Origin of the sequence: Peristeroidobacter soli (genome assembly GCF_004138485.1) — a bacterium.
GTDB lineage: Bacteria > Pseudomonadota > Gammaproteobacteria > Steroidobacterales > Steroidobacteraceae > Steroidobacter > Steroidobacter soli.
Genome location: NZ_ML142848.1, coordinates 1,591,875 through 1,614,641, shown reverse-complemented (window position 1 = coordinate 1,614,641; position 22,767 = coordinate 1,591,875). Strand labels below are relative to the sequence as shown.

Here is a 22,767-nt window from a genome sequence, read left to right as displayed (position 1 = left end):
CGGGTAAGGGAAGGTCGGATAAATAGTGAATTCCGCAACAAGAGAACAAAGTCTCATCACACGAACGCCATGAACTGAGAATTCCGTACCAGACTAGTGTGGTGCGGTGATGGTCATAATCCGGCAAAGCCGCCTGCGGAGAGATTCTCGGAGATTGGCTGTCGGCGCGCAAACCGAAACACTCGATCAAATAATGCTTGAGCGCTAGAGGCAATGCCTCCGGGCGGCTGGGGAGCCGGAGCCTGGCTTTTACCCACTTCCCGCCATTGGCGATTTCCGAGTGGGCTCTCAACACTCGATCAAAGACACGTTTGCTTAAGAATCACGGAGGAAAGCTACGGATGACCGCTTTCGGAGAAATAAGGGCATGGCTCGGAGAGTTGGGTTGGATGGCTAACGTCATCACCATAGGGGGATCTTTGTTCACGTTGACTTTGATTCTTCGGAAGGCGATCAGGCTAGTCGGCGGGCATTCGAGTGCTGCTGCTCTTGTCGAGAGTTTCATGCCAACGTGGGATTCTTCTACAGTTAAGGATGTGGGAGAGGTTGCGATTGTTGATGACAACATCGCTGATTTCCCGGTGGAAGAGCTCCGTCGCGACGGTTACCACGTCAAGAGCTACAAGAGTGTTCGATTGAGCGATATCCATCATTTGGCGGAATACGATGTCGTTTTCTTAGATATGCACGGTGTGGTGAAGGATGATATTGAGAACGGAGGATTGAAACTGATTGCACGCTTGCGAGAGGAGAACCCGCGTCAGCAAATTTGTGCAGTGTCTAGCAGGTCATTCGATCCAACGGCGACGACGTTCTTCAAACAGGCAAACGATTACAAGAAAAAGCCTTTAAGAGCTAATGAATGCAGAGATGTTATCGATCTATCCCTAAGAGAAAAACTGGATCCGCCGCGTCTCGCCAGTGCGCTCGATGCTTCCCTCATGTCAGTGCCGCGTCGCTCGCGACGTCGCATACTGAAGCATATAGCTCTGGCCAGTGCGAGCGGAACTGAAAGTGAGCAGATCCTCGGCAAATTCGTTTGGCCTCTGATCAATGGTCGTGAAGAAAGGTCTGTAGTGCGGGATATTGTCCGAGTGTTGCGCAATGCGAATCGTTGATCTCCTAGACACGAAGGCAGTGTCCTTTCCTTGGCCTCTCGTGGTTGAGAACAAGATATATGACGGTACGGTCATGCCGCGATCATCTCGGTGCGCATCAAAGTGTGGCGGCGCGCCACAGTGCGCTCGTGCGGATCGTCTGGTCGACGAGGCCGTTTGCGAGCACGGTATGAGCTTCGTGGTCGTGTCGCTCCGGAATGCCCGGCTCACGTTCTTCGGATTGCGGGGCGAAAGAAATCCAAATTCGGCGCATAAAGTCTTGAAGCCGTTCCTCAAAGGGAGGTTTGCGAGCATAGACGAAGTGAAAAGCAAGGTTGCGGCTGTGGAGCAGCTCCTGCATGCAATCGATTCGGAGTTTCTTGGGCGTCAGTCAGAGATGCTAGAGCCGTTGCATGATCCGGCGCGGCTTGCCCGTCAGATTGATACAATCGCTGGCAGACTGATGGCGAAAATACTGCCCGAAGGCACCGATGAGGAACGCTTTCAGAGGGCCGACTCAGATCTCCGGTCTCTCGTCAAGGCGGCAGGTTTCCTGAGCGATTCATTTGATTTGCTGACTATATACTTCAACCCGGCGGCAGCTTCGTTTGGGAGAAAGTCATTTATTTCGCTGCATGGGTTGTTGCTGAAGCTGGCGCATGTGTTCCGCATCCAAGACGGCGAGGATGGTGATGCCGGGAGTCGGATTTTTCTTAGCGGCCAAAGCTTCAAGAACGTTCGCGTGTTCGATAGTTTCAAGCTCGTGCCGTTCGCGTTGATAAGTAACGCAGTCAAGTACAGCTTATCGGGCGCAATTCGGATCGCTATCACCGAACGCCTGCATACGGTCGAAGTGATGGTCGAATCTCAAGGGCCGTACATCGAAGATGACGAAATACAAACAATATTCAACAAGCGGCAGCGCGGGCGGTGGGCGCGCCAGGTGGCAGAAGGGCGAGGCGTCGGGCTATATCTGGCACAAGTCGTCGCGCGTGCCAACGGATCCGAAATTCGAGTATCGAGCCAGCTGGTGGGGAATAAGAAAATCCGCGGCGTTCCTTTGGCTACAAACAGGTTTTCTTTTGAGCTATTGGCAGGAGCGGCGAGGGAGTAGGTGCGCGACGTGGATGTATTGTCAATGCCGGGGCGATCCTCGCCACAGCCCTCACGCTGCCAGTGCCGACGAGCCGTTGAATCAATCGGACGAGGCATTCGAGGCGCGCTATGAACGCACGATCAATGAGGTCTTACTGAAGGCAAATGCTATCTCGTGCCCCATAAATGACCAGAGGGCGAAAAGGACCGGTAGGGTTGCCTCTGCTCTTTCAGCCTATCACGTCGTGCTCACCGTCAAGGACGAGTGCCAAGACGCACTCGCCGCCTGCGGCGGTCTTCGATCCTTGACCGCTGCGCGCGTCGTGATTGGGAACGCGCGTCGGCAATCCTGCCGATGCAAAGCGGAGGCTCCGCCATGTTCCCGATCAACGAAGTTCTTCAGGGTGATTGCACTCGCGTGCTGCGCCGGCTGCCCGATTCGTTTGTGGATCTCGTCGTCACCGACCCACCGTATGGCGTGCACTATCAAGACAGCAATGGCCGGATGATTGCGAACGACGATGATCCGAATCGCATCCTCGGCGCATTCAAGGATCTGTATCGAGTCCTAAAGCCCGACAGCATCTGCATCTCCTTCTACAGTTGGGGCCAGGTGGACACATTCTTCCGGGCCTGGCGTCAGGCTGGGTTCCGGCCAGTCGGTCACATCGTCTGGGCCAAAGACTACGCATCGCGAACCCGTTATCTCCACTACCGCTACGAACAGGCGTATGTGCTGGCGAAGGGCTCGCCGAAGATACCGGCCGAGCCGATTGATGACATTCAGCCCTGGGTGTATTCGGGCAATCCGGATCACCCGACGCAGAAGGCAGTGCAGATCCTGACGCCGCTCATCGAGGCATTCTCGCACCCTGGTCAGCTCGTCCTTGACCCCTTCGCGGGCTCAGGAAGCACCCTGGTCGCCGCCACTGTCAGTGGCCGGCGCTATCTCGGGATTGAGCTGGAGCAGGGCTACTGCTGTGTGGCCCGCGAGCGGCTGGCACGTGCGCACGCTCGGCTTCCTCAGCCCCTGCCGATGCAGGCAGTGCTGGACCAGGAAGAATTGGATCTCGTGCCCGCCGACGTTGACGGGTTCATCCAGTCGCTGCGTGAGCATCGGTTGGAAGGTGTAGCTAGAGTGGTCGAGAGCGCCAAAGCGGATTACGGGTGGTAAGTTGAGTTTTGCCGCATGTGGGCCGCATAACATCACAAAGTGTCACGCGGCCCATTCGTTTGGAGTGGGGGCGACTTCACCGCGTGCGCACCGGCAACGCATGTGGAGGCTCTGTTTGAAAGCTGTCCCGCTCTGAAATGCGTCCTCCTCGATCTCAGCATGTCGGCGAGACTCTGCGCGAATATTCACATTCAGGTGTCGGTTTCCTTTAATTACGGGACTGAGCAGTCGACGCGGTCCGGGCACAAACAAGAGGTTGGCCCTTGGAGCGTGTCCCGTAATTGTGGGACTGGCCCTTTAAAGATGGGACTAGCCGGAATGCCAGCCAACACAGGTCGTGGGCGGGGAAGATCATCAAAATCATGGGCCTTCCGAGACGCCGCGTCCTCTAATCGGAGACCAGTACCATCTTTACGGGTCCAGTCCCTTCATTCATTGCGCCGGTCCCATGATTAAAGGAAACCGACATCAGCCACCGCGGCACACCCGGAGCTGAGAATCTGCCGATTGAGACGGGTGCGTTTCGACCGAAAAAAGCGCGATTTGCAGGATATGCCTGCGGCCGCTTTTGTTTAACACTGCAGTCCATGGGCACCTCACCTCTCATCGCTGCTCGCGTCTCGCCGGAGACGAAAGCGAAGTTCCGCAGCTTCGCGGAACAGCAGCAGATGACTGAGTCCGCCCTGTTGAAGCAGCTCATCGAGCTGACGGTGCAGCGAGTGAGCCACGCCGACGCAGATGTTCTGAGATCGCCAGAGCGGCGATTGCGAGCGGCGCGGCTGTATGTCCGGCTGCATCAAGAAGACCAGCTGTTACTCATGGAACGAGCCGCAGCTCGACAGATGCCGGCGGCCACCTATGTCTCAGTCCTGGTCCGGGCTCACCTACGGGCCCTGGCTCCGCTGCCCAAAGCGGAGTTGATGGCGCTCAAGCGATCCGTCGCCGAGCTGGGCGCGATCGGCCGCAACCTCAACCAGCTGACTCGCCTGGCTCATCATCAAACGGGCTTGGCAGGACCTGGCCGAGAGGATCTCCGGATGATGCTCAAGGTATGCGAGGCGATGCGCGACCACACCAAGGATCTGATCAGGGCCAATTCACGCGCCTGGAGGGCCGGCCATGAGACCGTTCGATCTTGATCGTGGCGGAGCCATATGGGATCTGACGAGCTACGCTCGCCGAGGACCGGCACAGCGGGACCGGTTGTCTCCCACGGAGGTTGCGCTAATCGCCCGCACGGTGGGTCACGCGCCTGAGGTGATGGTGAAGGTGACCGGCGGCGGTGGTGCCAGTACCAGCCATGGCGTCAACGCCCATTTCAACTACATCGGCCGGCGGGGTGACCTAGAGATCGAGACGGACGACGGCGAGCGTTTGAGCGGCCGGGGCGTTGGGCGGCACCTGATCCAGGATTGGGACTTGGACCTGGACGAAGATCGAGAGCGCCCGGCGCTGTCCGCTACGAATCGGCGGGCCGCACCGAAGCTAGTCCACAAGCTGATCTTCTCCATGCCGGCCGGCACGCCACCCAAGAAGGTGCTCGCCGCCGTCCGCGACTTCGCCCGAGAGGAGTTTGGGCTCCAGCATCGATACGCGACGGTGCTGCATACGGATGAGCCCCACCCGCATGTTCATGTGGTCGTGAAGGCGGTCAGTGAATCCGGCGTGCGACTCAATATCCACAAGGCTACGCTGCGGCACTGGCGCCAGGAGTTTGCGCGCCACCTGCGGGCGCATGGGGTCGAGGCGAATGCGACCGAGCGAAGCGTTCGCGGGCAGAGCCGAGCGCCGAAGCTGGATTCGATTTTCAGAGCGGCTCAGCGGGGCGAGTCGTCACGCATCGCTGCGCGAGTGCATGAGGTTGCTCGGGAACTGAAAGCGGGCTCACTGGATGGATCGGGCGCTGCGCGGCTGCAGCAGACGAGAAAGGATGTTGTGAGCGGATGGAATGCCATTCGGGGTCGGCTGCTCGTTGAGGGACAGCATCAACTCGCGGATGCTGTGGAGAGATTCGTCAACCGAATGCCGCCGCCGCGCACAGAGAAGGGATGGTTGGCGCACGAGCTGATCGAGCATCTGCACCAGGTTCGGTCGAAAGACAAGCCGCTGGTTCGCTAGTGTGAACGTACCGTGAACCTGCGCTACGTCTGCGTGGGGTGTCGAGTATATACCCGAAGCGGACGCGCCCTACTTCCGCCAGCGAACATCGGGGGGGGCGCTAGAAGATCCCGGCATCACTCAAGTAAAGCCGGTCCCAACTTGATTGACATGGTTACTGCAAACCAGCTGATCATTGAGCCGGACGAGCATCAATATCGAGGCGGATGGATATGATGCCGCCCGTGCAGCATTCGCCCGCACTGGCGTATACTTCGCGGCGAGCCAAATCTGCGCACAAAAACAACACGGAACGAAAAGGGATGAAGCGCATCAAGAAGCTCCGCGTCAAGAATTTTAAGAAGTTCGCGGACGAGACTTTCGAGTTCAACGACGACATCAATATTCTCGTCGGCGATAACGAATGCGGGAAAAGCTCGGTCCTGGAAGCGATCGAGCTGTGCCTGAACTACTGTCATCGCGGCAGGCCGCTCTCGCCAGAAGTCATGGCGGAGCTCTTCAATAGCGCCTGCATGGAAAAGTACATCAAGGGTGATCTGTCACAGACCTCGCTGCCCGAACTTCTGATCGAGGCGTACGTCGAGGGAGATCCCGAGCTGAAGGGGAACAACAACAGCGAGGGTGCCGACACGCAAGGCATCTCCCTGAAGATGCTCTTTAATCCCGAACTCACGCCGTACTACGCGCCATTTGCCACGTCGGGCAAGGTCCTGACAGTGCCGTTCGAGTTGTACAAGATCGAGTGGATGAGCTTTGCCTGGAAACCGCTCGCGCAGGTGGCGAAGCCGATCGGCTGCCTCTTCGTCGATCCGACGCGCCTGCACCCCACGATGGGGCGCTCGCGCTATATCAACAGTATCATCAACGCATCGGTCGACAAGCATGCGCGCCCCATGCTCAACCTGACCTACCGCCATCTGAAGATCGAGTTCAATGAAAAGGGCGATGTGAAGGCGATTAACGCGCAGCTGAATGCAGCTAACGAGCTGAGCACGAAAAAACTGGAAATCGTAGCCGATATCACGCCTTCCGGCAGCTGGGACAGCAACCTCGCGCTCGCTGTCGATGACATCTCCTTCGCGCATATTGGCAAGGGAGAGCAGAACCAGATACAGATCAAGGTCGCCATCCAGAACAGGGCCAAGGACGTCGATGTGGTGATGCTCGAGGAGCCAGAGAACCATCTTTCGCACATCAACCTGATCCAGTTGGTCTCCTACATTGAAAAGAAAAACGCGGGCAAACAGATTTTCCTCACGACGCACAGCTCCTATGTACTTAACAAGCTCAGCATCGAGAAGCTGTGCCTGCTGTCAAAAAAATACGAAAAGCTGAAGAACATAGATGCGGGCACGATCAAGACGCTGAAACGGTTGCCGGGGTACGACACGCTGCGCCTCGTACTGTCGCAGAGAGTGATCTTGGTCGAGGGTCCCTCCGACGAGCTTGTACTGAAGAAAATCTACCTCGCAGCTAATGGTCGCCTGCCTGAAGAAGATGGTATCGACATCATCGTCGTGCGCGGCATCGGCTTTAAGGTCTATCTCGATATCGCAAAAGCGCTGAAGCATTCGGTGCGTGTCGTGAAAGACAACGACGGCGATTACCAGAAAAATATTGTTGAGTGGAAGAAGGAAGATTACGACGGCTGCGACTTCATTGAATGCTTTTCGCCGGAGAACAATGACGAGCGTTCCCTGGAACCGGCGCTGGTTGCCGCAAACGGCGAGAACGTCGCTTCACTCGACATACTGGCTAAGGTGATGCTGTCCGGAAAGACGTATGCCGGTGAATATGCCGCATGCGCCGACTTGGCGGGCAAGCGCGCATTCCTGACAGGTTGGTACCTGACAGATGGCGGACCGAAGAAGAAGGTCGATTCTGCGATGCGCATCTTCGATACGGCAGAGACCATCAAGTATCCCGACTACCTGAAGAAGGCCGTGAGCTTTGGCGCGTAAGCTTCTTCTCGCGAGCGCCGGTGCCGGAAAGTCCGAGCGGATAGCCAAGGAAGCGCTCAAACGGGCCTCTCATGGCCGTAAGGTGCTCCTGCTCACCTACACGATCAACAACCAGTTCGAGCTTGTGCGGGCGATCTGCCGCATCAATAAGTTCCAGCCGGAGAACATTGTCGTGAAGGGGTGGTTCTCTTTTCTGCTCGAGGACATGATCCGGCCCTATCAGCGCTGCGTTCTCGATAAGCGGGTCTCGGGAATCGCCTTCGATTCTAGAAACCCGCATCTGGTGGAAGGCAAGACGTTCTACATCAGAGGGCGTACGGAAAAGATCGGCGACCACTGGAATCCTCGTCACTACGTGACAAGGGGCAACGATGCGCATACCTACTATCTGGCAAAGCTGGCCGCCAGAGTTCATCAGCAAAGCGGCGGCAAGCCTGCGCATAGGCTTGCGGAGATCTACGACGCTGTCTTTATCGATGAGATACAAGACCTCGTCGGCTGGGATTTCGCAGTGGTCCGCGCGATGCTGGAGGCCAGCATCGCGGAGTTCGACTGCGTGGGCGATTTCCGGCAGTCGATCTACGAAACGTCGGAAACATCAAAGAAGCCGCAGACAAGCGCCGAAAAACTCGCAGAATTTACGGCCATGGGCTTCGCGATCGATGACCTCGCCATCAGTTGGCGCTGCATTCAGAGCATCTGCGATTTGGCAGACCGGCTGCATGCGAGTGATGGGTTGTATAGCCCCACGAAATCGCAGATCACTGTTGTGCCACCGGAGCACGCTGGCCATCAGGGCATCTTCGCTGTCCCGGCAGCTCGCATGAAGGAATACATAGAAACATACAACCCCGTTATCCTGCGCCGGAACCGGCAGACGGAGGAAGCACTATGCGACGGCCGCGCCGCGTACAATTTCGGGGAGTCGAAGGGCATGGGGTTCGAGCGGGTGCTGATCATTCCGCCTGATCCCCATGCAAAGTTTCTGTGCGGAGACACCACGGCCTTCAAGAAGGCGAAGACTGACGAATCGCGCAACAAACTCTATGTCGCCATCACTCGTGCGAAATACAGCGTGGCGTTCTGTTACAAGGGCGGCAGCGTCGTTACCGGCGCGCAGATATGGAGTCCATAGAGGAAGCTGTGTCCGCGATTGCTTATCCTCTGCGGACTTGCAGGTTAAGCCGCCGGCCGCGAATAGAAATTCGTTTTGGCAAGTGAGTCGATCATGGCTTGCATCCACACACTCAACGCTCGCGGCAACGTAATGCTTCCGGTTATGCGGGAACACTGTGCCTGGACCGATGCGCGAACCTTCCGTGAAATTCAGCGCTTCCATAGTGACCTCCTCGACGTCCTTCGTGCGAAGCGCATCGATTACGCGTCTTTGCGAAGCGCCCTGACGCCGCAATCGACGAAGCACGAGGCGGCGTTTCTTTTCGATGAACAACGCTGCGAGAATAAGTTCGCTCCGGGCGTGGAGTGTGCCGACGCGCTTTTCAAGGCGCTCGATCCCAGAACTACACACAGCATTCTCGGTGGTGAGCTGATCGATGATCGGGACCAGATCGCACGCGCACTGCTTCGGCGTTCAGCGGTTGTCGCCAAGGACCTGAACTTCAAGCATCCCTGCTTCTGCTATGTCCTCTACGTCAACAACTGATCTTCCCCCGAGATCGCGGAGACATCGCTAAGCGACTTGATCCATCGTCTCGAACTCGGCCGGTGAACGATAGCCGAGCGTAGAGTGACGCCGTTGCCGATTGTAGAACACCTCGATCCATTCGAAGATGTCCTGGCGTGCTTCATCTCGCGTGAGATAGCGACGCTGATGCACGAGTTCGACTTTCAACGTGTGAAAGAAGCTTTCGACCACTGCGTTGTCCCAGCAGTTACCCTTGCGGCTCATCGAGCAGTCGATACCGTGCGTGGCAAGCAGTCGCTGATAGTCTCCGGCCGCGTATTGGACTCCACGGTCCGAGTGATGCAGCAGTCCGCGATGCGGCTTGCGACGCCACAGGGCCATCGTCAGCGCCTGCGTCGCTAGATCCGCAGTCAGACGTTCGCCCATCGCCCAGCCAATCACTGCTCGGGAGTACAGATCGAGTACCACGGCCAGATACAGCCAGCCTTGAGCGGTCCACACGTAGCTGATGTCCCCGGCCCACACGCGATTGGGCTGGGCGACGTTGAACGCTCGATCCAGCGTATTCTCCGCCACCGGCCATCGATGCTTGGATTGCGTCGTCGCACGCCACTTGCGAGCGCTCTTGGCGCGTATCTGGGCTGTTCTCATCAATCCAGCGACACGGTTCTCGCCGACGCGATGGCCACGGGCCCTCAACTCGTGCGTGATCCGCGGGCTGCCATAGGTGCCCCGTGAACGCTGATGAGCTTCGCGAATCTGCTCCAGCAGCTGCTCATTGGCCCGCATCCGCGAGCTCGCTGGTCGATCTCGCCAAGCGTAATAGCCGGAGACCGATACGCCGAGCGCTGAGCACATCAAACTCACAGAAAATCGGCCAATGTTGTCCCGGATGGCTCGGAACTTCATTTCACGTCCTTCGCGAAGAACGCCGCCGCTCGCTTTAAAAAATCGCGTTCCGCGGTCACCCGCGCCAGCTCTCGACGCAATCGAGCCAGCTCCTCCTGATCGACCTTGACCTCACCTCGCGTCTTGCCCGCCGCCTGAGCGCCGCGTTCTTCCCGTGACCATCGATGCAGCATGTTGTCGTTGAGTCCAAGCTCGCGCGCGACCTGCGACAGCGGCTTGCCGGACTCCCGCACCAAACGCACCGCCTCCGACTTGTACTCGTCGCTGTATTGCCTTCTCGTTTTCTGCTCTGACACTTCCAACCTCCAACTTCGTATTGTCCACCTTTTGGTGGTCTCCACGAAATCGGGGGACGATCAAACCTCTCTGAAAGCAGCGTTGCCGCCATCGACAATAGCCTGCGGGCGCACCAGGCCTATCTCGGTTACGTCCCTTGCACTTACGCGAGTCTGGCGAAGACTTTTGTGTCGATGCACCTCGCCAACCTAGTGATCAAACAGGGCGATACGGTCATCCTCGGACATGAGGATGACCGACCGAACACCGAGAACCACAACCTGCATCTCCACGACTACATGGCGCTCGGTCTCCGTCTGAGGAGCCTCCAATCGATATACTTCAGCGTCTTTTTGTCCTACAAGCCCGAGAGGATGCTCATGGAGGAGTCGGACGACGATCTTGAGATCGGGTTGCGGGCGATGTCCGAGATGGTGGCTCCGCTCAAGGAGTTCACAGTTGTCATCGAGGACGCCAAGTTCGAGAGGTATCTGAAGACCGCGAAGTTTGGAAAGCTTAAGAAGGCCGGCCTTGCCGAATCAACCAAGGCTGAACTAGAGGCGGCGATCCGCGAGAAGCTGCGGATGAGCTATCTCTACAATATGGAGTGGGTCGATAAGCCCACGCACCAGCTCAGCAAGTTCAACATCATGCTTGAGTTCCCCAGGCAGGACGGGCATCCGGAGCGCATGGTCGTCGCCCTCGAATACAGGCCCGCCGAACGTGTGCTGCGGCTGGTGACGGTTTCGTGAGCACGCAAGGTTGGTGCGAGCGGCAGGACACTGATCAAAGATCAAAGGACGAGCCATGATTACAACACAGCGCTACCTCCATTCACCCGCCGACCTTGACAGTGCAGCTAAGGCTCTCGACGTCTACGAGGTGCAGGGCGCGGCATACGTCCGTGTCATCTACACGCGGCAGCAGGATGCCGACTGGAGATACTGCATCGGCCAATGCCTCCTAGGAGGCAAGATAGACGGTGATGCGCGGCAGGACTACCCAGCGTTTGTTTTCGTCAGCAAGGCCTTCAACAACATCACCCTTAAGCAGCTTCTCGAGATGCTGGCGAGTGCCGAGGGGCTAGAGATTGCACCGGATCTTCCGGCTGTCTGCCTGCCCGCTACCTCGCCAGTGCGTTGGCGCGAGGAGATCGTTCCGAGCCATGCCACCAAGACCGGCATGCCAGCCAGGCGCTTTCGGGCGAACGTTGAGTCCAATGCTGTCTTCTCCGAAAGCCAGCTGATCGCCTTCGATCAGCCCTACCAGCCCTCCGCCGAGCACCACGCCAAGGCGTTCCTTGGGCTCAATCCGCGCGACGGACTTGATCGTGGCGAGTTCACCATCGAAGTGGCGGACAGGCGCGGAGCTATCTCCTTCGCGGACGGCCGTATCGCGATTACGGGGGCGGTTGTTCCAGTGCGCCTAGTGGGCAAAGTCAATGGCAAGGTGATCGACATCGCGGCCGACGCGGGCGCCACAATCGATGATAGGGCGATCACGGAGGTGGAGCTGTGGCTGCTCACGAACGGGAACGCGCTGATCGACTTCATTTCAACAACTCACTGGCCCTATAAGTACGCGCCCACTCCGCAGGAAGCGGCGCGTGAACAGGAGCGACTGGCTCTTATACTCGGCGGCGAGAGCGAGATATGCGAGTTCAAACCCTCGGTGGACCTTGCGAACGACAAGGCATCCCAGCTGGAGAAAACGGTCTGTGCCTTCTCAAACCAGAAAGGCGGCACGCTCTTTATCGGCGTCAGCAAGGAAGGAGAGATCGAAGGTGTCGCAGGCCATGCCGTCCGCCGCGGCGATGACGCGGATTCAGCCATTGCGGCCTATGCTCAGGCCGTCCGCACCCACCTTCGCGAGGCGCTGAAGGATAACCAATGCTTCGAAGTGAAAGTTGCTAGCGTTGCGGACACCCAACTGGTCGTCGTGACAGTCGTCAAATCCCCTGAGATCAACTTCCTCGTCAAAACCAAAGTAGCCTACATTCGCCACGGCGGCACCAGCGTGAAGCTGACGCCGCAAGAGATGAAGTCGATGATTGAGGTGTCGTACAGCCAACGACAGCTCCTGTAGTTCGCACCGTCACGTTGGTGCTCGCGCGTCTTGATCTGATAGTAAGAATTGGTGCCGATTGATCCCTGCGGATGTGCGGACCGGAGCATCGTTCACGTCCCTCTTCTGGCCGTAATTCGGACTACGCGCTTTATGCTCCTCGCCGCTCCAGGCGCGGTTTGGTCGTCCGTTTCGCGGTGCTGTTAAATCCCTGTCCGACCGGACGAATCACCTGGCATTTCAGGCGGGTCAAGACGCTGGACTTGTGATCCGCTATAGGAATAGTGTGTCCCCGCGGATCGCATCCGCGTAGGGCGGCCCCCGCCGGTGTTGGCACACCGACGAGGGCCTAACCACAACGCCTTTACGAGAGGCAGTTATGGCTACCTTCATTATGGCGCACCCGGCGCTTTTGCGGGTAGGTGCGCGTATATCTCACAGAACAAGCGGCGTTGCCGTGCTCCACCGAACTTCATCGGGTAGGGCGCGGCCATGAACCGGCGGCGAGAATGCGTTTGCAACTACTCGCCGGTATCTCCTAACAATTGTTCCGGCCAGGTCAGCGCGCCTCGCGCGAGGTACGAGCCATGACCCGCGCCACCCGCGAAGACATGGTCGTCCTCAGCATGGGCCTCAATTCGCTGCTGGCCAGCGTCCGACAGATCGAGGCATGGTGCCGATCCCAGGGTGACGTGGCATCGCTCCGGCGCACCCGCCTGCTGATACACGCGATCCTCATGACCCGCAGCAAGTTCTTCGCAAGCTCAAGCACTGGCGAAGCAGCGAACGACGACGTCACCGAGGCGCTCTTCGTCGCTGACGGCCTTCGCGACGCGGCTCAGCAATGTCACGAAGGGCAGGCGGCGCTCCACGAACGACTACTTGGTGGCGCAGAAGCCATCGAGCGGTTGTGTAGTTCACCGCTCCGCAAGAGGTAACAACTCATGGCGGAGAAGGAAACATACGAAGCACTTCCCGCCGGCCGCTCTCTCGAAGAACTGATCGAAGCGGAGCGAGCCAACCTCATGCAGGTACAGGGGATGGCCAGGTGCCTTTACGACGTCCTGCTTTACTCAGATGACGATGATGGAACGATGCACGCCGACGTCGCGAAGGTCATCGCGAGGCTGATTGCAGAGTCGGTCGATGCGTTGGAGAAGATCGTCAGACGCTTCAAGGCTGGCGAGTTCGGTCCACCACCCAGCAAGGCAGCCTCGGGTGGTGCAGGCCCCGGTGATGGGGCGTAGAGCGAGCAGGACGCGAACATGAGCGACGCGCAATCCGCATCACCTAAGTCGCCGCAGATCAAAAGAGAAAGTCGCGCCTACTTCGCAGCGCTTGGAAAGCGCGTCACGCAGCTGCGCAAGTCACGAGGGATGACGCAAGCGGAGCTGGCACGCGCGCTCGGTGTTTCTCAGCAAGCGGTGTTCGCTTACGAAATCGGCGAGCGGCGGATCTCCGTCCTCATTCTCGAACGGCTCGCAAAGCTGTTCCGTCTCAACATCGACCAATTCCTCGGCTTCGCGCCAGAACCGCCGGTCAGGAATCGGCGTCTTTCGCCGAAAGCGATGCGCCACGCGGAGCGGCTGCAGGCACTGTCAAAAACGCAGCAGCGCTTCGTGGTTCGGATCCTCGACGTGCTGGAGGAGCACAACAAGTCGACCGCCGCTCGACCGCAGGTGGTCGGGTGACGTTCGCGGAGGCGCAACGGAGTATGCGAGAGGCAAGCCTGAACGATGGCGAGTTTCGCCGATATATCGGCGAAACAGCGGGCTGTCTTTTACCGCCGATATCGGCCGAATTTTCCGCGAAACTCGGTAGTGACTTCGGTGCGCGCTTGAACAAGTCTGTACTCGTGAAAACGGGGCTCCAGGCGCTCGGAACAATGGTGAGGTCATCATGGATAGTGCAACCGACAGAATCTTTCTTGGAATGTTTTGCCGCATCAGGCGCGGCACCAGTAATTCAGCCGCAAACACATCGTGGAGGTAACTCGCCATGTCTGCTGTGCTCAATGAGATTGCTATCGCCACAACAGAGAGGATGGTTCTCGCACCCCGCCCGCTACGTCTTGCTTCCCGTCGCGCATCTGCTCACCGGCTACACCGTCAAAGCCATGGAGAGAAAGATCGAGCGCGGTGACTGGCAGGAGGGCAAAGTCTGGCGGCATGCGCCGGATGGTCACATCATGATCGACATGCAGGGCTACCACCGATGGGTCGAAAGTCGCTAACCGTTGGAGTGCGAGCGAAAGGCCCGGACCGCATCCAGTTCGACTTCGAGTATCAGGGCCGGCGCTACCGGCCCACACTCAAACGCATCCCATCTGAAGCAAACCTGCGGCGCGCTCACGTCCAACTCAAAGAGATCAAGCGCCGAATCGCGCTCGGCACGTTCGTGTTCGCCGAGGAGTTCCCGGAGTTCCGCGATCTCGACACGTTCGCCCCCGTCCAAAAGCCGCGAACCTGCAACCAGGTCTTCGATGAGTTCATGGCTCACAACGAAGCGCGAATGTCGAAGACGGATCTGGCGTTCGCGACGGTCGAGAGTTATCGCAAGATTCTCGAGTCGACCTGGCGGCCTGTCATCGGCAACCAGATCTTCGAGGAGGTGAAGTACTCGACGCTGGCGAAAATCGTGGATGCGAAGTTGGAGATCTCGAAGAAGACCCACAACAACGTCGTGAGCGTCATCCGCTGCGCGTTCGAATATGGGTATCGCGATCATCCCGGGAAGAGCAACCCAGCGTCCTCACTCAAGTGCTTCCGCCTGACGAAGAAAGATCGCCCGGCGCCGGAGCCATTCTCGATCTACGAGGCTGAAGCGCTCATCGCCGCGATTCACCGCGACTGGGGTGAGGCGCAAGGCAACTACGACGAGTTTCGTTTCTTTACGGGCCTGCGTCCCTCGGAGCAAATCGCACTGCTGGTCCAGGATTGCGATCTCACGCAGGGCAAGCTCAAGGTCACCAAGGCTCGGGTGATGAACCGCGACAAGGATCGCACCAAGACCGGCGTCGATCGCATCGTCGAGCTATGTCCGCGTGCAATCGAAGTGCTCAAGCGCCAGCTCGTATTGAGAGAGCGCATGAAGCTGGCAGGAAAGATCAAACACGACCATCTGTTCTTCCGCGCGAATGGCAAGCCAATCCGCCTTCTCAGGTATTGCTACGACCGGTGGCGCTGGACGCTGTCCATGACGGTGAAGGGCCGTTACCGCGAGCCATACAACGCGCGGCACTCGTTCGTGAGCTGGAATCTGATGCTCAGCAAGAATCTGCTGTGGGTGGCCAAGCAGCACGGCCACAGTGTGCAGACGATGCTCGATGTGTATGCCACCTGGATCGACGGCTCCCAGTCGGAGGACATCGAGGCGATTCGCTGAGCGATGGAGGCGAGGCCGCCAATGCCACTGCTAACCGGGTCCGAGCCAGGGCTGGAATTCGACGACCCCCACCGTCCCTTCCCGTCCCAAAGCGGCGCTGGCACTGGATTGGCACTGGCGCCACGCTACGAATGCGTAACTCGCGGAATGCTAAGGGAAATATATGGTGGAAAGGGAGGGACTCGAACCCTCGACCCCAGCATTATGAGTGCTGTGCTCTAACCGGCTGAGCTACCTTTCCAAGCCGTTTTCCGACAATGGGCGCCGCGCGGAAGGCGGTTCCCGAGAAGCGGGGGCGGCGATTCTCCAGGGGGGCGTCCGGGGTGTCAAGACGAGCGGCCGGGAAATGCGTTTTTTGGGGCGAAAATGCCGGCTTTGCCCGATAAGTGGCCGTGAATTCGCTCGACGGCGGCCGGTCGCCGGTGCCATGAAGGCGTCACTTCAGATCGATTTTCCGCAAGCGTGGTTTGCTACAGTCCTGGGCGACTCAAAAGGGAGAGGCCATGACCAGCAGCCAGCGGTTTTCCGTGCGGGGCAAAGTTGTGTTGATTACCGGTGCGTCGAGCGGCTTCGGCGCTCATTTCGCGCGGGTGCTTGCGAGTGAGGGGGCGAAAGTGGGGTTGGCGGCGCGGCGCGTGGATGCGCTGGAGTCGCTGGCGGCGGAGATTCGAAGCGCGGGTGGAGCGGCGGCGACCACCAAGCTCGATGTGTCCGACAGCGCGTCGATACGCCAGGCCGTGCAGGCGATCGAGCAGTCGCTCGGGCGCATCGATGTGCTCGTGAATAACTCCGGCGTGTCGATCGGCAAGCCGCTGCTCGAGCAGACCGCGGAAGATTTCGATGCCGTGGTGAATGTGAATTTGCGGGGCGCGTTTCTGGTCGCCACTGAAGTCGCGCGTCGCATGAAAGCGGACGGTAAGGGCGGCAGCATCATCAATATCGAATCGATTCTGAGTTTCAGGCAGGCGGGGCAGATCGCGCCGTACGCCGCATCGAAGGCGGGTCTCACGCAGCTCACGCGATCGATGGCGCTGGAGCTCGCGCGGTTCAACATTCGAGTGAATGGCATCGCGCCGGGCTATTTCGCGACCGACATCAACAAAGAGTTCTTCGATACCGACGGTGGTTTGGCGATGATCAAGCGCATGCCGTTGCGCCGGCTCGGCGAGCTCGAAGAGTTGGAAGGGCCGTTGTTGTTGCTGGCCTCCGATGCGTCGAGCTACATGAATGGCGCGACGCTGGTGGTCGACGGCGGTCACCTCACCAGCAACCTGTGATTCATGGGTGAGAATAAGAAAGGGCGGAGCAACCTCCCGCCACAATTCGCCACACTCCTTCCTCACCTCGCCATGCCCCGCCCCGGATTGCGTCCGCATCCGGGCTTTGAATAGCACTCACGGGCAAACGTCACCCGCCTCCCAAGAGGGGAGCAACGACGGGGTTCGGCGAGGAGTGCGACTATGTTCAAGAAAGTGTTGGTGACTGCGGTGGCGCTGGCGATGAGTGCTAGTGCGGCTCACGCGGGTGAAAAGAACAAGCTCACGAAGGAAGAAGGCGTCGGCATGTTCAGCGGCGCGGCGGCGGGTGCCATCGTCGGTGGCCCGATCGGTGCGGCGGTGGGCTTCATGGTCGGCGGCATTCTCGGCGACAGCGTCGGCACGACGAATCGTGCTCAGCTGCATGCCAAACAGATGGAAGAGCAGTCTCAGAAGCTCGAGCAGGAGCTGATCAATACGCGCATCGCGCTGGCGAAGGCGAGTGAGCGTACTGGCGGTGACGAAATGCTCGATGCGCTCGCCGAGCGTCTGCATGCCGACGTGTTGTTCCGTACGAACGACGCGAACATGGATGCCGACGTGGTGGGCAAGTTGGAGGATCTCGGCAAGTTGCTGGCGCTGCATGGCCAGCTGGAAGTGCAGCTGCATGGTTTCGCCGATCCGCGCGGCAAGTCCGAGAAGAATCTCGAGCTGTCGCTGGAGCGCGCGAACGCTGTGAGGGAAGCGTTGATTCGGGGTGGTGCCGCGCCGGAGCAGATTCAGTTGTCTGCGCATGGCTCGGATCTGACCACGGCGCCGAAGGGAGATCTGGAGGCGTATGCCTGGGAGCGTCGGGTGAGTCTGTCCATTCGGCCCACGGCCACCACGGCGGTGGCGCGTAGCGAGTGAGTTCGTCCGCAATAACGACCGCGAAGCCCGGCAAAAGTCGCGTCTTTTGCCGGGCGTGTCGAAGGGCCTTGGCCGCTTTCGACAATTGGACAAAGCGGCGCCAGCCGCTTCTTAACGGCTTCTGCAGTAGCCATGGCCCCTCTCAGCTCCTACAGTGCGGGTTCCTCAGATGTGCCTAGCGAGTATCGTGATGTCCGAAATCGCCAGTTCGTTGATCGTGGACTTCGGCGCCACGGCTCCCGAGACCACGCATTCCAAGCCGCCCGCCGATCGTTTGCTCGCCGGTAACCCCGAGCAGGTCGCGCGCAACTACTTCAGCGATAGCACCGGCCGTTTCTTCGCCGGTGTCTGGGAGAGCACGCCGGGCAAGTGGCGCGTGCGTTATTCCGAGAACGAGTTCTGCTACATCACTCGCGGCCGCGTGCGCATCGAGCACGAGTCGGGTCGCGGATGGACCTTTTCCGCCGGCGCTTCCTTCGTCATTCCCGCGGGTTTCAACGGGGTTTGGGAAGTGCTCGAGCCCACCGCCAAGCTCTATGTGATCTACGAGCCGGCATAGTGCAAAGCCGGGCAGGGATGCTCCAAGCTGGGGCGCCGCGCCCCATCAGTGAGCACTGGCTCTCATCGTCCGGTCGCGAGCCTTTGATATACAGCCCGCGCCGTTGCTGGCTGGTTGACCAGCTCTGGCCACCGGCCGGTGCTCCCGCGCGGCTCGAAATGCCCTGGCATGCTTGCTGCATTATGACTATGGGACGCACATGTGGCTTTTTTGCCGCAGATTCACGTAAATCTGGCCAATTAAAGTAAACTTCAACGACATACCAAGTACGGTATGTTTCTTTCTCACCACAAAGGGGAGACCCATGCGAAATTTCAGGATTCTGGCGGCGTTTGGATTGCTGGGGGCAGCGACGGTGGCCAACGCCGGTGTGTCATCGACCTGGACTTTGACCAACGACTACGACTTCCGCGGCAACAGCCAATCAGCCAAGGATCCTGCCATTCAGGGCAGCATCGACTATGCCTCCGACGGCGGCTGGTACGTCGGTGCCTGGGGTAGCAACGTCGATTTCGGTCCTGGCGTCGATGTGGATCTGGAAGTCGACGTGTACACGGGCTTTGCCGGCGAGAGCGAAAGCGGCCTGGGTTACGACGTGGGTGTGGTGTACTACACCTATCCGGACGAGAGCGATTTCAACTATCTCGAAGCCTACGGCAGCATCAGCAAGGACTGGTTCAAGGGCAAGCTGTGGTACTCGAACGATTTCGGCGGCGACAGCACGGCCGGCGATACCTCGGCCTTCTACCTGGAAGCCAACGGCACGTTCCCGCTGCCGCAGAATTTCTCGGTCCTGGCGCACGTGGGTTACAGCTGGGGCGATTATTGGGATGACGTGTTCGGCGACAAGCAGATCGATTATTCGCTCGGCGTCGGCTACACCGTCGGCAACTTCAATCTCGCGTTGAAGTATGTCGATACGGACGGCGACGTCGTCGTGCGCAGCGACGCCTTCAACAACGAAGGCCGCGTGGTGTTCACGGTCGCTACCACCTTCCCGTGGAGCAAGAACTAAACGACAGCTCTCAGGCTGACGTTTGTTTGAATGAAGAGCCCCGCATCGAAAGGTGCGGGGCTCTTTGTTTAGGCGCTCGCCGCTTTGCCGGACGGGCCGGGCAATTGTTTGATCACGTTGGCGACTGCATTGGGCTTGGAGAGCAGCACCAGCTCTTGCGCGCGCTGCGCGGCGCTGGCCATCGCCGTGAAGATCTGGTCCATCGCGACGGGGCGTGACAACAGATATCCCTGTAGCGAAAGATTCTGGCAGCCGAGGAAGCGCTCGAACTGCTCGGCGCGTTCCAATCCTTCGGCGGTCACTTGCAGGCCGAGGCCGTTGCACATGTCGATTATCGCGCGGACGATGGAGCGCGAGCGCAGGTTGGTGTCGATGCTTTCGATCAGGCTGCGGTCGAGTTTGACGCGAGTCAGCGGCAAGCGTTCCAGCGAGGAGAGCGACGAATAGCCGGTGCCGAAGTCATCGAGTGCGATGGCTACGCCGAGCGCACGCAAGCGATGTAGCTGTTCGATCGTGGCGGGGCCGGTCTGCAATACCGACTCGGTCAGCTCGATCTCGATACAGCGAGGTGGCACGTCGAATTCAGCGAGCAGTTCGCGCACGCGGTCGACGAATCCATAGTCCAGCAGCTGTCGCGGCGAGACGTTGATCGCGACTCGCGCCTGCGGCCACGGCCCGCGATGCCACTCGGCGGCGGCGCGAATCGCGGTCCGCAACACCCAATCGCTGATCTCCATGATGAGGCCGGATTCTTCAGCGACGCTGAGGAACTCGCCCGGCGGAATATATCGACCATCGGGCGTGCGCCAGCGGATCAGTGCTTCGACCAGCTGAGTCTGCAGATCCTCGATGCTGACCTCGGGCTGGAAGAACAGCTCGAACTCGTTGCGCTCGATCGCGCGGCGCAGGTCCTGCTCGATGCGGAATTTGTTGGACGCGCCGGCCAGCAGCTCCGGCGTGAACATGCTTGCACGGCCGCGGCCCAGGGATTTCGTGTGGAACAGTGCTGTGTCGGCGGCGATCAGCAGGGCTTCGGCGTTCTGCTCGTGATCCGGATAGATGCTGGCGCCGACGCTCACGCCGATGATCAGTTCACGGCCGTCGATGTCGAGCGGGGTCTGGAATGCGCGAATGATCTGTTCGCTGGCGGCGCGGATTTGCTCGAGGTCGTTTACGTCTTCGCAGATGACGGTGAATTCGTCGCCGCCGAGGCGGGCGGCGAATCCTAAGGGCTGCGCGGCGGCCTGCAGTCGTTGCGCGATTCCGCGTAACACCCGATCGCCGAATGAGTGGCCGATGCTGTCGTTGATGTTCTTGAAGTTGTCTACATCGAGGAACAGCACGCCGACGCGACTGCTCGTTCTCGAGGCACGCTCCAGACTGGCATTGAGCAGTTGGAAGAGGTGGCGTCGATTCGGCAGGCCGGTGAGCGGGTCGACTTCCGCCAGTTCTTGCAATTGACGCGTGCGCTCGGCGACTTTCTCTTCGAGCTGATGATGCGCGTTGAGCGCCGCGGCCTGTGCGTGACTGAGACGCTCGGCCATGTTGTTGAAGGCAACGGCGAGTGAGTCGAGCTCCTTGATGCCGCCGCGCGGGACGCGTGCGCACGGTTCGCCGCCGGCGAGTTTTTCGGAGGCCTGGATCAGGCGGCGGACTGGGAGTACGACGCTGCGAACGGTGGCGATGGAGATCCAAAACAGCAGCACGAGTACTGCGATGCTGATCCAGGCGACGAGAGAGCGGTCAGTCTGCTCCTCGGCCTGCGAGGGCGAGGATGTCGCGCTCTCGGCAGCGATCGTCGGCGACGACTGCGCCGTCGGTCTCGAGCTCTCGGCAGCGATCGTCTGCGACGACTGCGCCGTCGGTCTCGTGCTCTCGGCAGCGATCGTTTGCGACGACTGCGCCGTCGGTCTCGTGCTCTCGGCAGCGATCGTCTGCGACGACTGCGCCGCGCGCATCGCGTTCTTGGCGGTCGAGATCGTGGGCGGCGTTTGCATCGGCTCGACAGGGGTAATGGCAATCGCGCTGGTGTTCGATGTGTGTCCTGGCGCGGTCGCATTTTGAGCAGGCGAAGTTGCGCCCGCGGCCTGCGTTGGCTGTGTCGTGGCGAGCTGATGAGCGTTTGCTCCTTTGCTCGGCGACTGGGCACTGCTCGCTGCCGGCTTGGCGGCGCGTTTCTTAATCGCCGGCGCGTCATTCGGCATCCGAGCCAGCAGCTTCGCCGTCTGCTCAACGAATCCGTTGCTGGTCTTCGTCAGCTCCTGATGCGTCTTCATCAGTCCGAGGCGCGCCGCGGTCAGCTTGGCGAAGTCCTGCTCCATTGCAGTAAACCACTCATCGCCCTCTGCGCTGCGCAGGCTCTTGCCATTGTCGAGCAGCGCTTGCGCGAAGACCGCTTCGGCCTTGCCGAGTGGATCCAGGATTTCCGGCGTTGAGCTGAACGAGCGCACGGCGGCCGCGAAGCTGTCGCGCAGTCCGCTCAGGCTCGTGTTCAATTTCATCAGCGACTGCCGAGCCACGACGCGTCCGAAGATCTTGAAGGCGCCGTCGAGGGACGCATTCACCCGGCCATTCATCCGTTCGAGCGTTTCCGAATATTCGCCCAACAGCTTGCGACGATTCTGCGACAGATCGATCCAACGATCGGCATCGCGCTTGTGTCGTTGAAGCGCGGTCGGAAGCGACTTGTACGAGGTTTCGCCGAGCGCTTCGGCCCGCTCCATGAAGCGAGCGGTCGCGCGATCGACTTCCTTGCCGAGCTGGCGATAGCGCGCCAGTGCTTCGACCGAATTGGATTGCACGGCCGAGTAAACCGATTCATCGAAGCGCTCGATCGCACGGATCAGTGCATCGCCCGACAACGTTTCGACGGGCTCGGCAACTTCGACAACCGGCGCCGGAGGCGCGACAGCTTCTCGCACGACCGGCGGAGGCGAAGGAGGCGCGGCCTCGGTCGAGTGAGTGACGATCTCAGTACTGCGTTCGACGATGAAGTTCGCGGCGGCTGCCAGCACCGCGACACTTGCGAACGCAACCATCAGCCGAGTCGAAATGCTCCATGAGGAGAGCAGGCTGTTGGCAGCGAGTCTCCCGCGCACAGTGGTGAGCCACTGACGCCATTCACGGATCGACAAAGAATAACCCACGTTAATTTTCGACAGCGGCGCTGAAATACTTCGGCAGAACCGTAGTTTGCGAAGCGCGGCGCCGACTGGCCAGGAGGCATTTTCCAAACTGAGCGATGCATCTCACCTTGCGTGGTCGCTGCATCCAGCGACCACGTGGCCTCGAAGTGAGCGCGTAGG

The 22,767-nt window shown here is 59.5% G+C and carries 21 protein-coding genes and 1 tRNA gene; 19 read left to right on the top strand and 3 right to left on the bottom strand.

Annotated elements, in window-relative coordinates; genetic code table 11:
* Positions 1 to 341 precede the first annotated feature (341 nt).
* The 8 genes from EKO19_RS06785 to EKO19_RS06750 all read left to right on the top strand — a co-directional run bounded on the left by EKO19_RS06785 (position 342) and on the right by EKO19_RS06750 (position 9,108).
* Entirely contained in the window at positions 342 to 1,118 is a 777-nt protein-coding gene (locus EKO19_RS06785; RefSeq protein ID WP_129775585.1) for a response regulator, read from the top strand.
* A gap of 169 nt (positions 1,119 to 1,287) precedes the next feature.
* Positions 1,288 to 2,211, top strand: a complete 924-nt coding sequence (locus EKO19_RS06780; RefSeq protein ID WP_157995144.1) for an ATP-binding protein — start codon at positions 1,288 to 1,290, stop codon at positions 2,209 to 2,211.
* Positions 2,212 to 2,568: 357 nt separating this feature from the next.
* Positions 2,569 to 3,366, top strand: coding sequence for a DNA methyltransferase (locus EKO19_RS06775; RefSeq protein ID WP_129775583.1), 798 nt, complete (start codon positions 2,569 to 2,571; stop codon positions 3,364 to 3,366).
* Positions 3,367 to 4,052: 686 nt separating this feature from the next.
* Positions 4,053 to 4,505 (top strand): plasmid mobilization relaxosome protein MobC, encoded by a 453-nt coding sequence (locus EKO19_RS06770; protein WP_157995143.1) that lies wholly within the window; start codon positions 4,053 to 4,055, stop codon positions 4,503 to 4,505.
* A 121-nt stretch (positions 4,506 to 4,626) separates the two neighbouring features.
* Positions 4,627 to 5,484 (top strand): relaxase/mobilization nuclease domain-containing protein, encoded by an 858-nt coding sequence (locus EKO19_RS06765; RefSeq protein ID WP_157995142.1) that lies wholly within the window; start codon positions 4,627 to 4,629, stop codon positions 5,482 to 5,484.
* Between the two features lie 212 nt (positions 5,485 to 5,696).
* The gene (locus EKO19_RS06760) at positions 5,697 to 7,445 is read left to right on the top strand and encodes an ATP-dependent nuclease (RefSeq protein ID WP_217705152.1); all 1,749 of its coding nucleotides are present in this window, start codon (positions 5,697 to 5,699) and stop codon (positions 7,443 to 7,445) included.
* On the top strand, positions 7,435 to 8,580 hold the full coding sequence (locus tag EKO19_RS06755; RefSeq protein WP_129775580.1) for a DEAD/DEAH box helicase: 1,146 nt from the start codon (positions 7,435 to 7,437) through the stop codon (positions 8,578 to 8,580). Before EKO19_RS06760 ends, EKO19_RS06755 begins: the two co-directional genes overlap by 11 nt.
* 93 nt (positions 8,581 to 8,673) lie before the next feature.
* Positions 8,674 to 9,108 carry a hypothetical protein gene (locus EKO19_RS06750; protein ID WP_217705151.1) on the top strand — a complete coding sequence of 145 codons (435 nt, stop codon included), beginning with the start codon at positions 8,674 to 8,676 and terminating at the stop codon, positions 9,106 to 9,108.
* 27 nt (positions 9,109 to 9,135) lie between these two features.
* Here the strand turns inward: EKO19_RS06750 and EKO19_RS06745 are convergent.
* Positions 9,136 to 10,295 (bottom strand): IS3 family transposase gene (locus tag EKO19_RS06745; protein ID WP_129775579.1). Its coding sequence is split into 2 segments (ribosomal slippage): positions 9,136 to 10,031 and positions 10,031 to 10,295, totalling 1,161 coding nucleotides; the frame shifts between segments, so codons are not numbered across the junction.
* Between the two features lie 168 nt (positions 10,296 to 10,463).
* On the opposite strand from EKO19_RS06745, the gene EKO19_RS06740 reads away from it, so the two are divergent.
* The 7 genes from EKO19_RS06740 to EKO19_RS06710 all read left to right on the top strand — a co-directional run bounded on the left by EKO19_RS06740 (position 10,464) and on the right by EKO19_RS06710 (position 15,723).
* On the top strand, positions 10,464 to 11,027 hold the full coding sequence (locus EKO19_RS06740; RefSeq protein ID WP_217705150.1) for a hypothetical protein: 564 nt from the start codon (positions 10,464 to 10,466) through the stop codon (positions 11,025 to 11,027).
* Between the two features lie 55 nt (positions 11,028 to 11,082).
* Complete coding sequence (locus EKO19_RS06735) at positions 11,083 to 12,360, top strand: AlbA family DNA-binding domain-containing protein (protein ID WP_129775578.1); 1,278 nt, start codon at positions 11,083 to 11,085, stop codon at positions 12,358 to 12,360.
* A gap of 566 nt (positions 12,361 to 12,926) precedes the next feature.
* Positions 12,927 to 13,277 carry a hypothetical protein gene (locus tag EKO19_RS06730; protein WP_129775577.1) on the top strand — a complete coding sequence of 117 codons (351 nt, stop codon included), beginning with the start codon at positions 12,927 to 12,929 and terminating at the stop codon, positions 13,275 to 13,277.
* Positions 13,278 to 13,283: 6 nt separating this feature from the next.
* Positions 13,284 to 13,586, top strand: coding sequence for a hypothetical protein (locus tag EKO19_RS06725; RefSeq protein ID WP_129775576.1), 303 nt, complete (start codon positions 13,284 to 13,286; stop codon positions 13,584 to 13,586).
* 18 nt (positions 13,587 to 13,604) lie between these two features.
* Positions 13,605 to 14,030: a helix-turn-helix domain-containing protein gene (locus EKO19_RS06720; protein ID WP_129775575.1), complete on the top strand. Its 426-nt coding sequence runs from the start codon at positions 13,605 to 13,607 to the stop codon at positions 14,028 to 14,030.
* A 323-nt stretch (positions 14,031 to 14,353) separates the two neighbouring features.
* The gene (locus tag EKO19_RS06715) at positions 14,354 to 14,572 is read left to right on the top strand and encodes an excisionase (protein ID WP_129775574.1); all 219 of its coding nucleotides are present in this window, start codon (positions 14,354 to 14,356) and stop codon (positions 14,570 to 14,572) included.
* The gene (locus EKO19_RS06710) at positions 14,554 to 15,723 is read left to right on the top strand and encodes an Arm DNA-binding domain-containing protein (RefSeq protein WP_129775573.1); all 1,170 of its coding nucleotides are present in this window, start codon (positions 14,554 to 14,556) and stop codon (positions 15,721 to 15,723) included. Before EKO19_RS06715 ends, EKO19_RS06710 begins: the two co-directional genes overlap by 19 nt.
* Positions 15,724 to 15,887: 164 nt before the next feature.
* On the opposite strand, the gene EKO19_RS06705 is transcribed toward EKO19_RS06710, so the two are convergent.
* Positions 15,888 to 15,964: transfer RNA gene (locus EKO19_RS06705), tRNA-Met, on the bottom strand.
* 262 nt (positions 15,965 to 16,226) lie between these two features.
* Here EKO19_RS06705 and EKO19_RS06700 point away from each other — a divergent pair.
* The 4 genes from EKO19_RS06700 (at position 16,227) to EKO19_RS06685 (ending at position 19,462) form a co-directional block, all read left to right on the top strand.
* The gene (locus tag EKO19_RS06700; protein WP_129775572.1) at positions 16,227 to 17,000 is read left to right on the top strand and encodes an SDR family NAD(P)-dependent oxidoreductase; all 774 of its coding nucleotides are present in this window, start codon (positions 16,227 to 16,229) and stop codon (positions 16,998 to 17,000) included.
* Between the two features lie 183 nt (positions 17,001 to 17,183).
* On the top strand, positions 17,184 to 17,888 hold the full coding sequence (locus EKO19_RS06695) for an OmpA family protein (protein ID WP_129775571.1): 705 nt from the start codon (positions 17,184 to 17,186) through the stop codon (positions 17,886 to 17,888).
* A gap of 190 nt (positions 17,889 to 18,078) precedes the next feature.
* Entirely contained in the window at positions 18,079 to 18,447 is a 369-nt protein-coding gene (locus EKO19_RS06690; RefSeq protein WP_129775570.1) for a cupin domain-containing protein, read from the top strand.
* Positions 18,448 to 18,751: 304 nt separating this feature from the next.
* Positions 18,752 to 19,462, top strand: a complete 711-nt coding sequence (locus EKO19_RS06685) for a TorF family putative porin (protein ID WP_129775569.1) — start codon at positions 18,752 to 18,754, stop codon at positions 19,460 to 19,462.
* 68 nt (positions 19,463 to 19,530) lie between these two features.
* Here EKO19_RS06685 and EKO19_RS06680 read toward each other — a convergent pair whose 3' ends face one another.
* The gene (locus EKO19_RS06680) at positions 19,531 to 22,500 is read right to left on the bottom strand and encodes a putative bifunctional diguanylate cyclase/phosphodiesterase (RefSeq protein WP_129775568.1); all 2,970 of its coding nucleotides are present in this window, start codon (positions 22,498 to 22,500) and stop codon (positions 19,531 to 19,533) included.
* Positions 22,501 to 22,767: the final 267 nt, after the last annotated feature.

What these genes read in the sequence shown, in the direction of transcription:
- EKO19_RS06730 (WP_129775577.1), top strand. Translation starts at nt 12,927, where the DNA reads ATGACCCGCGCCACCCGCGAAGACATGGTCGTCCTCAGCATGGGCCTC.
- EKO19_RS06785 (WP_129775585.1), top strand. Translation starts at nt 342, where the DNA reads ATGACCGCTTTCGGAGAAATAAGGGCATGGCTCGGAGAGTTGGGTTGG.
- EKO19_RS06720 (WP_129775575.1), top strand. Translation starts at nt 13,605, where the DNA reads ATGAGCGACGCGCAATCCGCATCACCTAAGTCGCCGCAGATCAAAAGA.
- EKO19_RS06690 (WP_129775570.1), top strand. Translation starts at nt 18,079, where the DNA reads ATGTCCGAAATCGCCAGTTCGTTGATCGTGGACTTCGGCGCCACGGCT.
- EKO19_RS06710 (WP_129775573.1), top strand. Translation starts at nt 14,554, where the DNA reads ATGGGTCGAAAGTCGCTAACCGTTGGAGTGCGAGCGAAAGGCCCGGAC.
- EKO19_RS06700 (WP_129775572.1), top strand. Translation starts at nt 16,227, where the DNA reads ATGACCAGCAGCCAGCGGTTTTCCGTGCGGGGCAAAGTTGTGTTGATT.
- EKO19_RS06735 (WP_129775578.1), top strand. Translation starts at nt 11,083, where the DNA reads ATGATTACAACACAGCGCTACCTCCATTCACCCGCCGACCTTGACAGT.
- EKO19_RS06725 (WP_129775576.1), top strand. Translation starts at nt 13,284, where the DNA reads ATGGCGGAGAAGGAAACATACGAAGCACTTCCCGCCGGCCGCTCTCTC.
- EKO19_RS06750 (WP_217705151.1), top strand. Translation starts at nt 8,674, where the DNA reads ATGGCTTGCATCCACACACTCAACGCTCGCGGCAACGTAATGCTTCCG.
- EKO19_RS06695 (WP_129775571.1), top strand. Translation starts at nt 17,184, where the DNA reads ATGTTCAAGAAAGTGTTGGTGACTGCGGTGGCGCTGGCGATGAGTGCT.
- EKO19_RS06765 (WP_157995142.1), top strand. Translation starts at nt 4,627, where the DNA reads ATGGTGAAGGTGACCGGCGGCGGTGGTGCCAGTACCAGCCATGGCGTC.
- EKO19_RS06685 (WP_129775569.1), top strand. Translation starts at nt 18,752, where the DNA reads ATGCGAAATTTCAGGATTCTGGCGGCGTTTGGATTGCTGGGGGCAGCG.
- EKO19_RS06775 (WP_129775583.1), top strand. Translation starts at nt 2,569, where the DNA reads ATGTTCCCGATCAACGAAGTTCTTCAGGGTGATTGCACTCGCGTGCTG.
- EKO19_RS06780 (WP_157995144.1), top strand. Translation starts at nt 1,288, where the DNA reads ATGAGCTTCGTGGTCGTGTCGCTCCGGAATGCCCGGCTCACGTTCTTC.
- EKO19_RS06715 (WP_129775574.1), top strand. Translation starts at nt 14,354, where the DNA reads ATGAGATTGCTATCGCCACAACAGAGAGGATGGTTCTCGCACCCCGCC.
- EKO19_RS06760 (WP_217705152.1), top strand. Translation starts at nt 5,697, where the DNA reads ATGATGCCGCCCGTGCAGCATTCGCCCGCACTGGCGTATACTTCGCGG.
- EKO19_RS06680 (WP_129775568.1), bottom strand. Translation starts at nt 22,500, where the DNA reads ATGGTTGCGTTCGCAAGTGTCGCGGTGCTGGCAGCCGCCGCGAACTTC.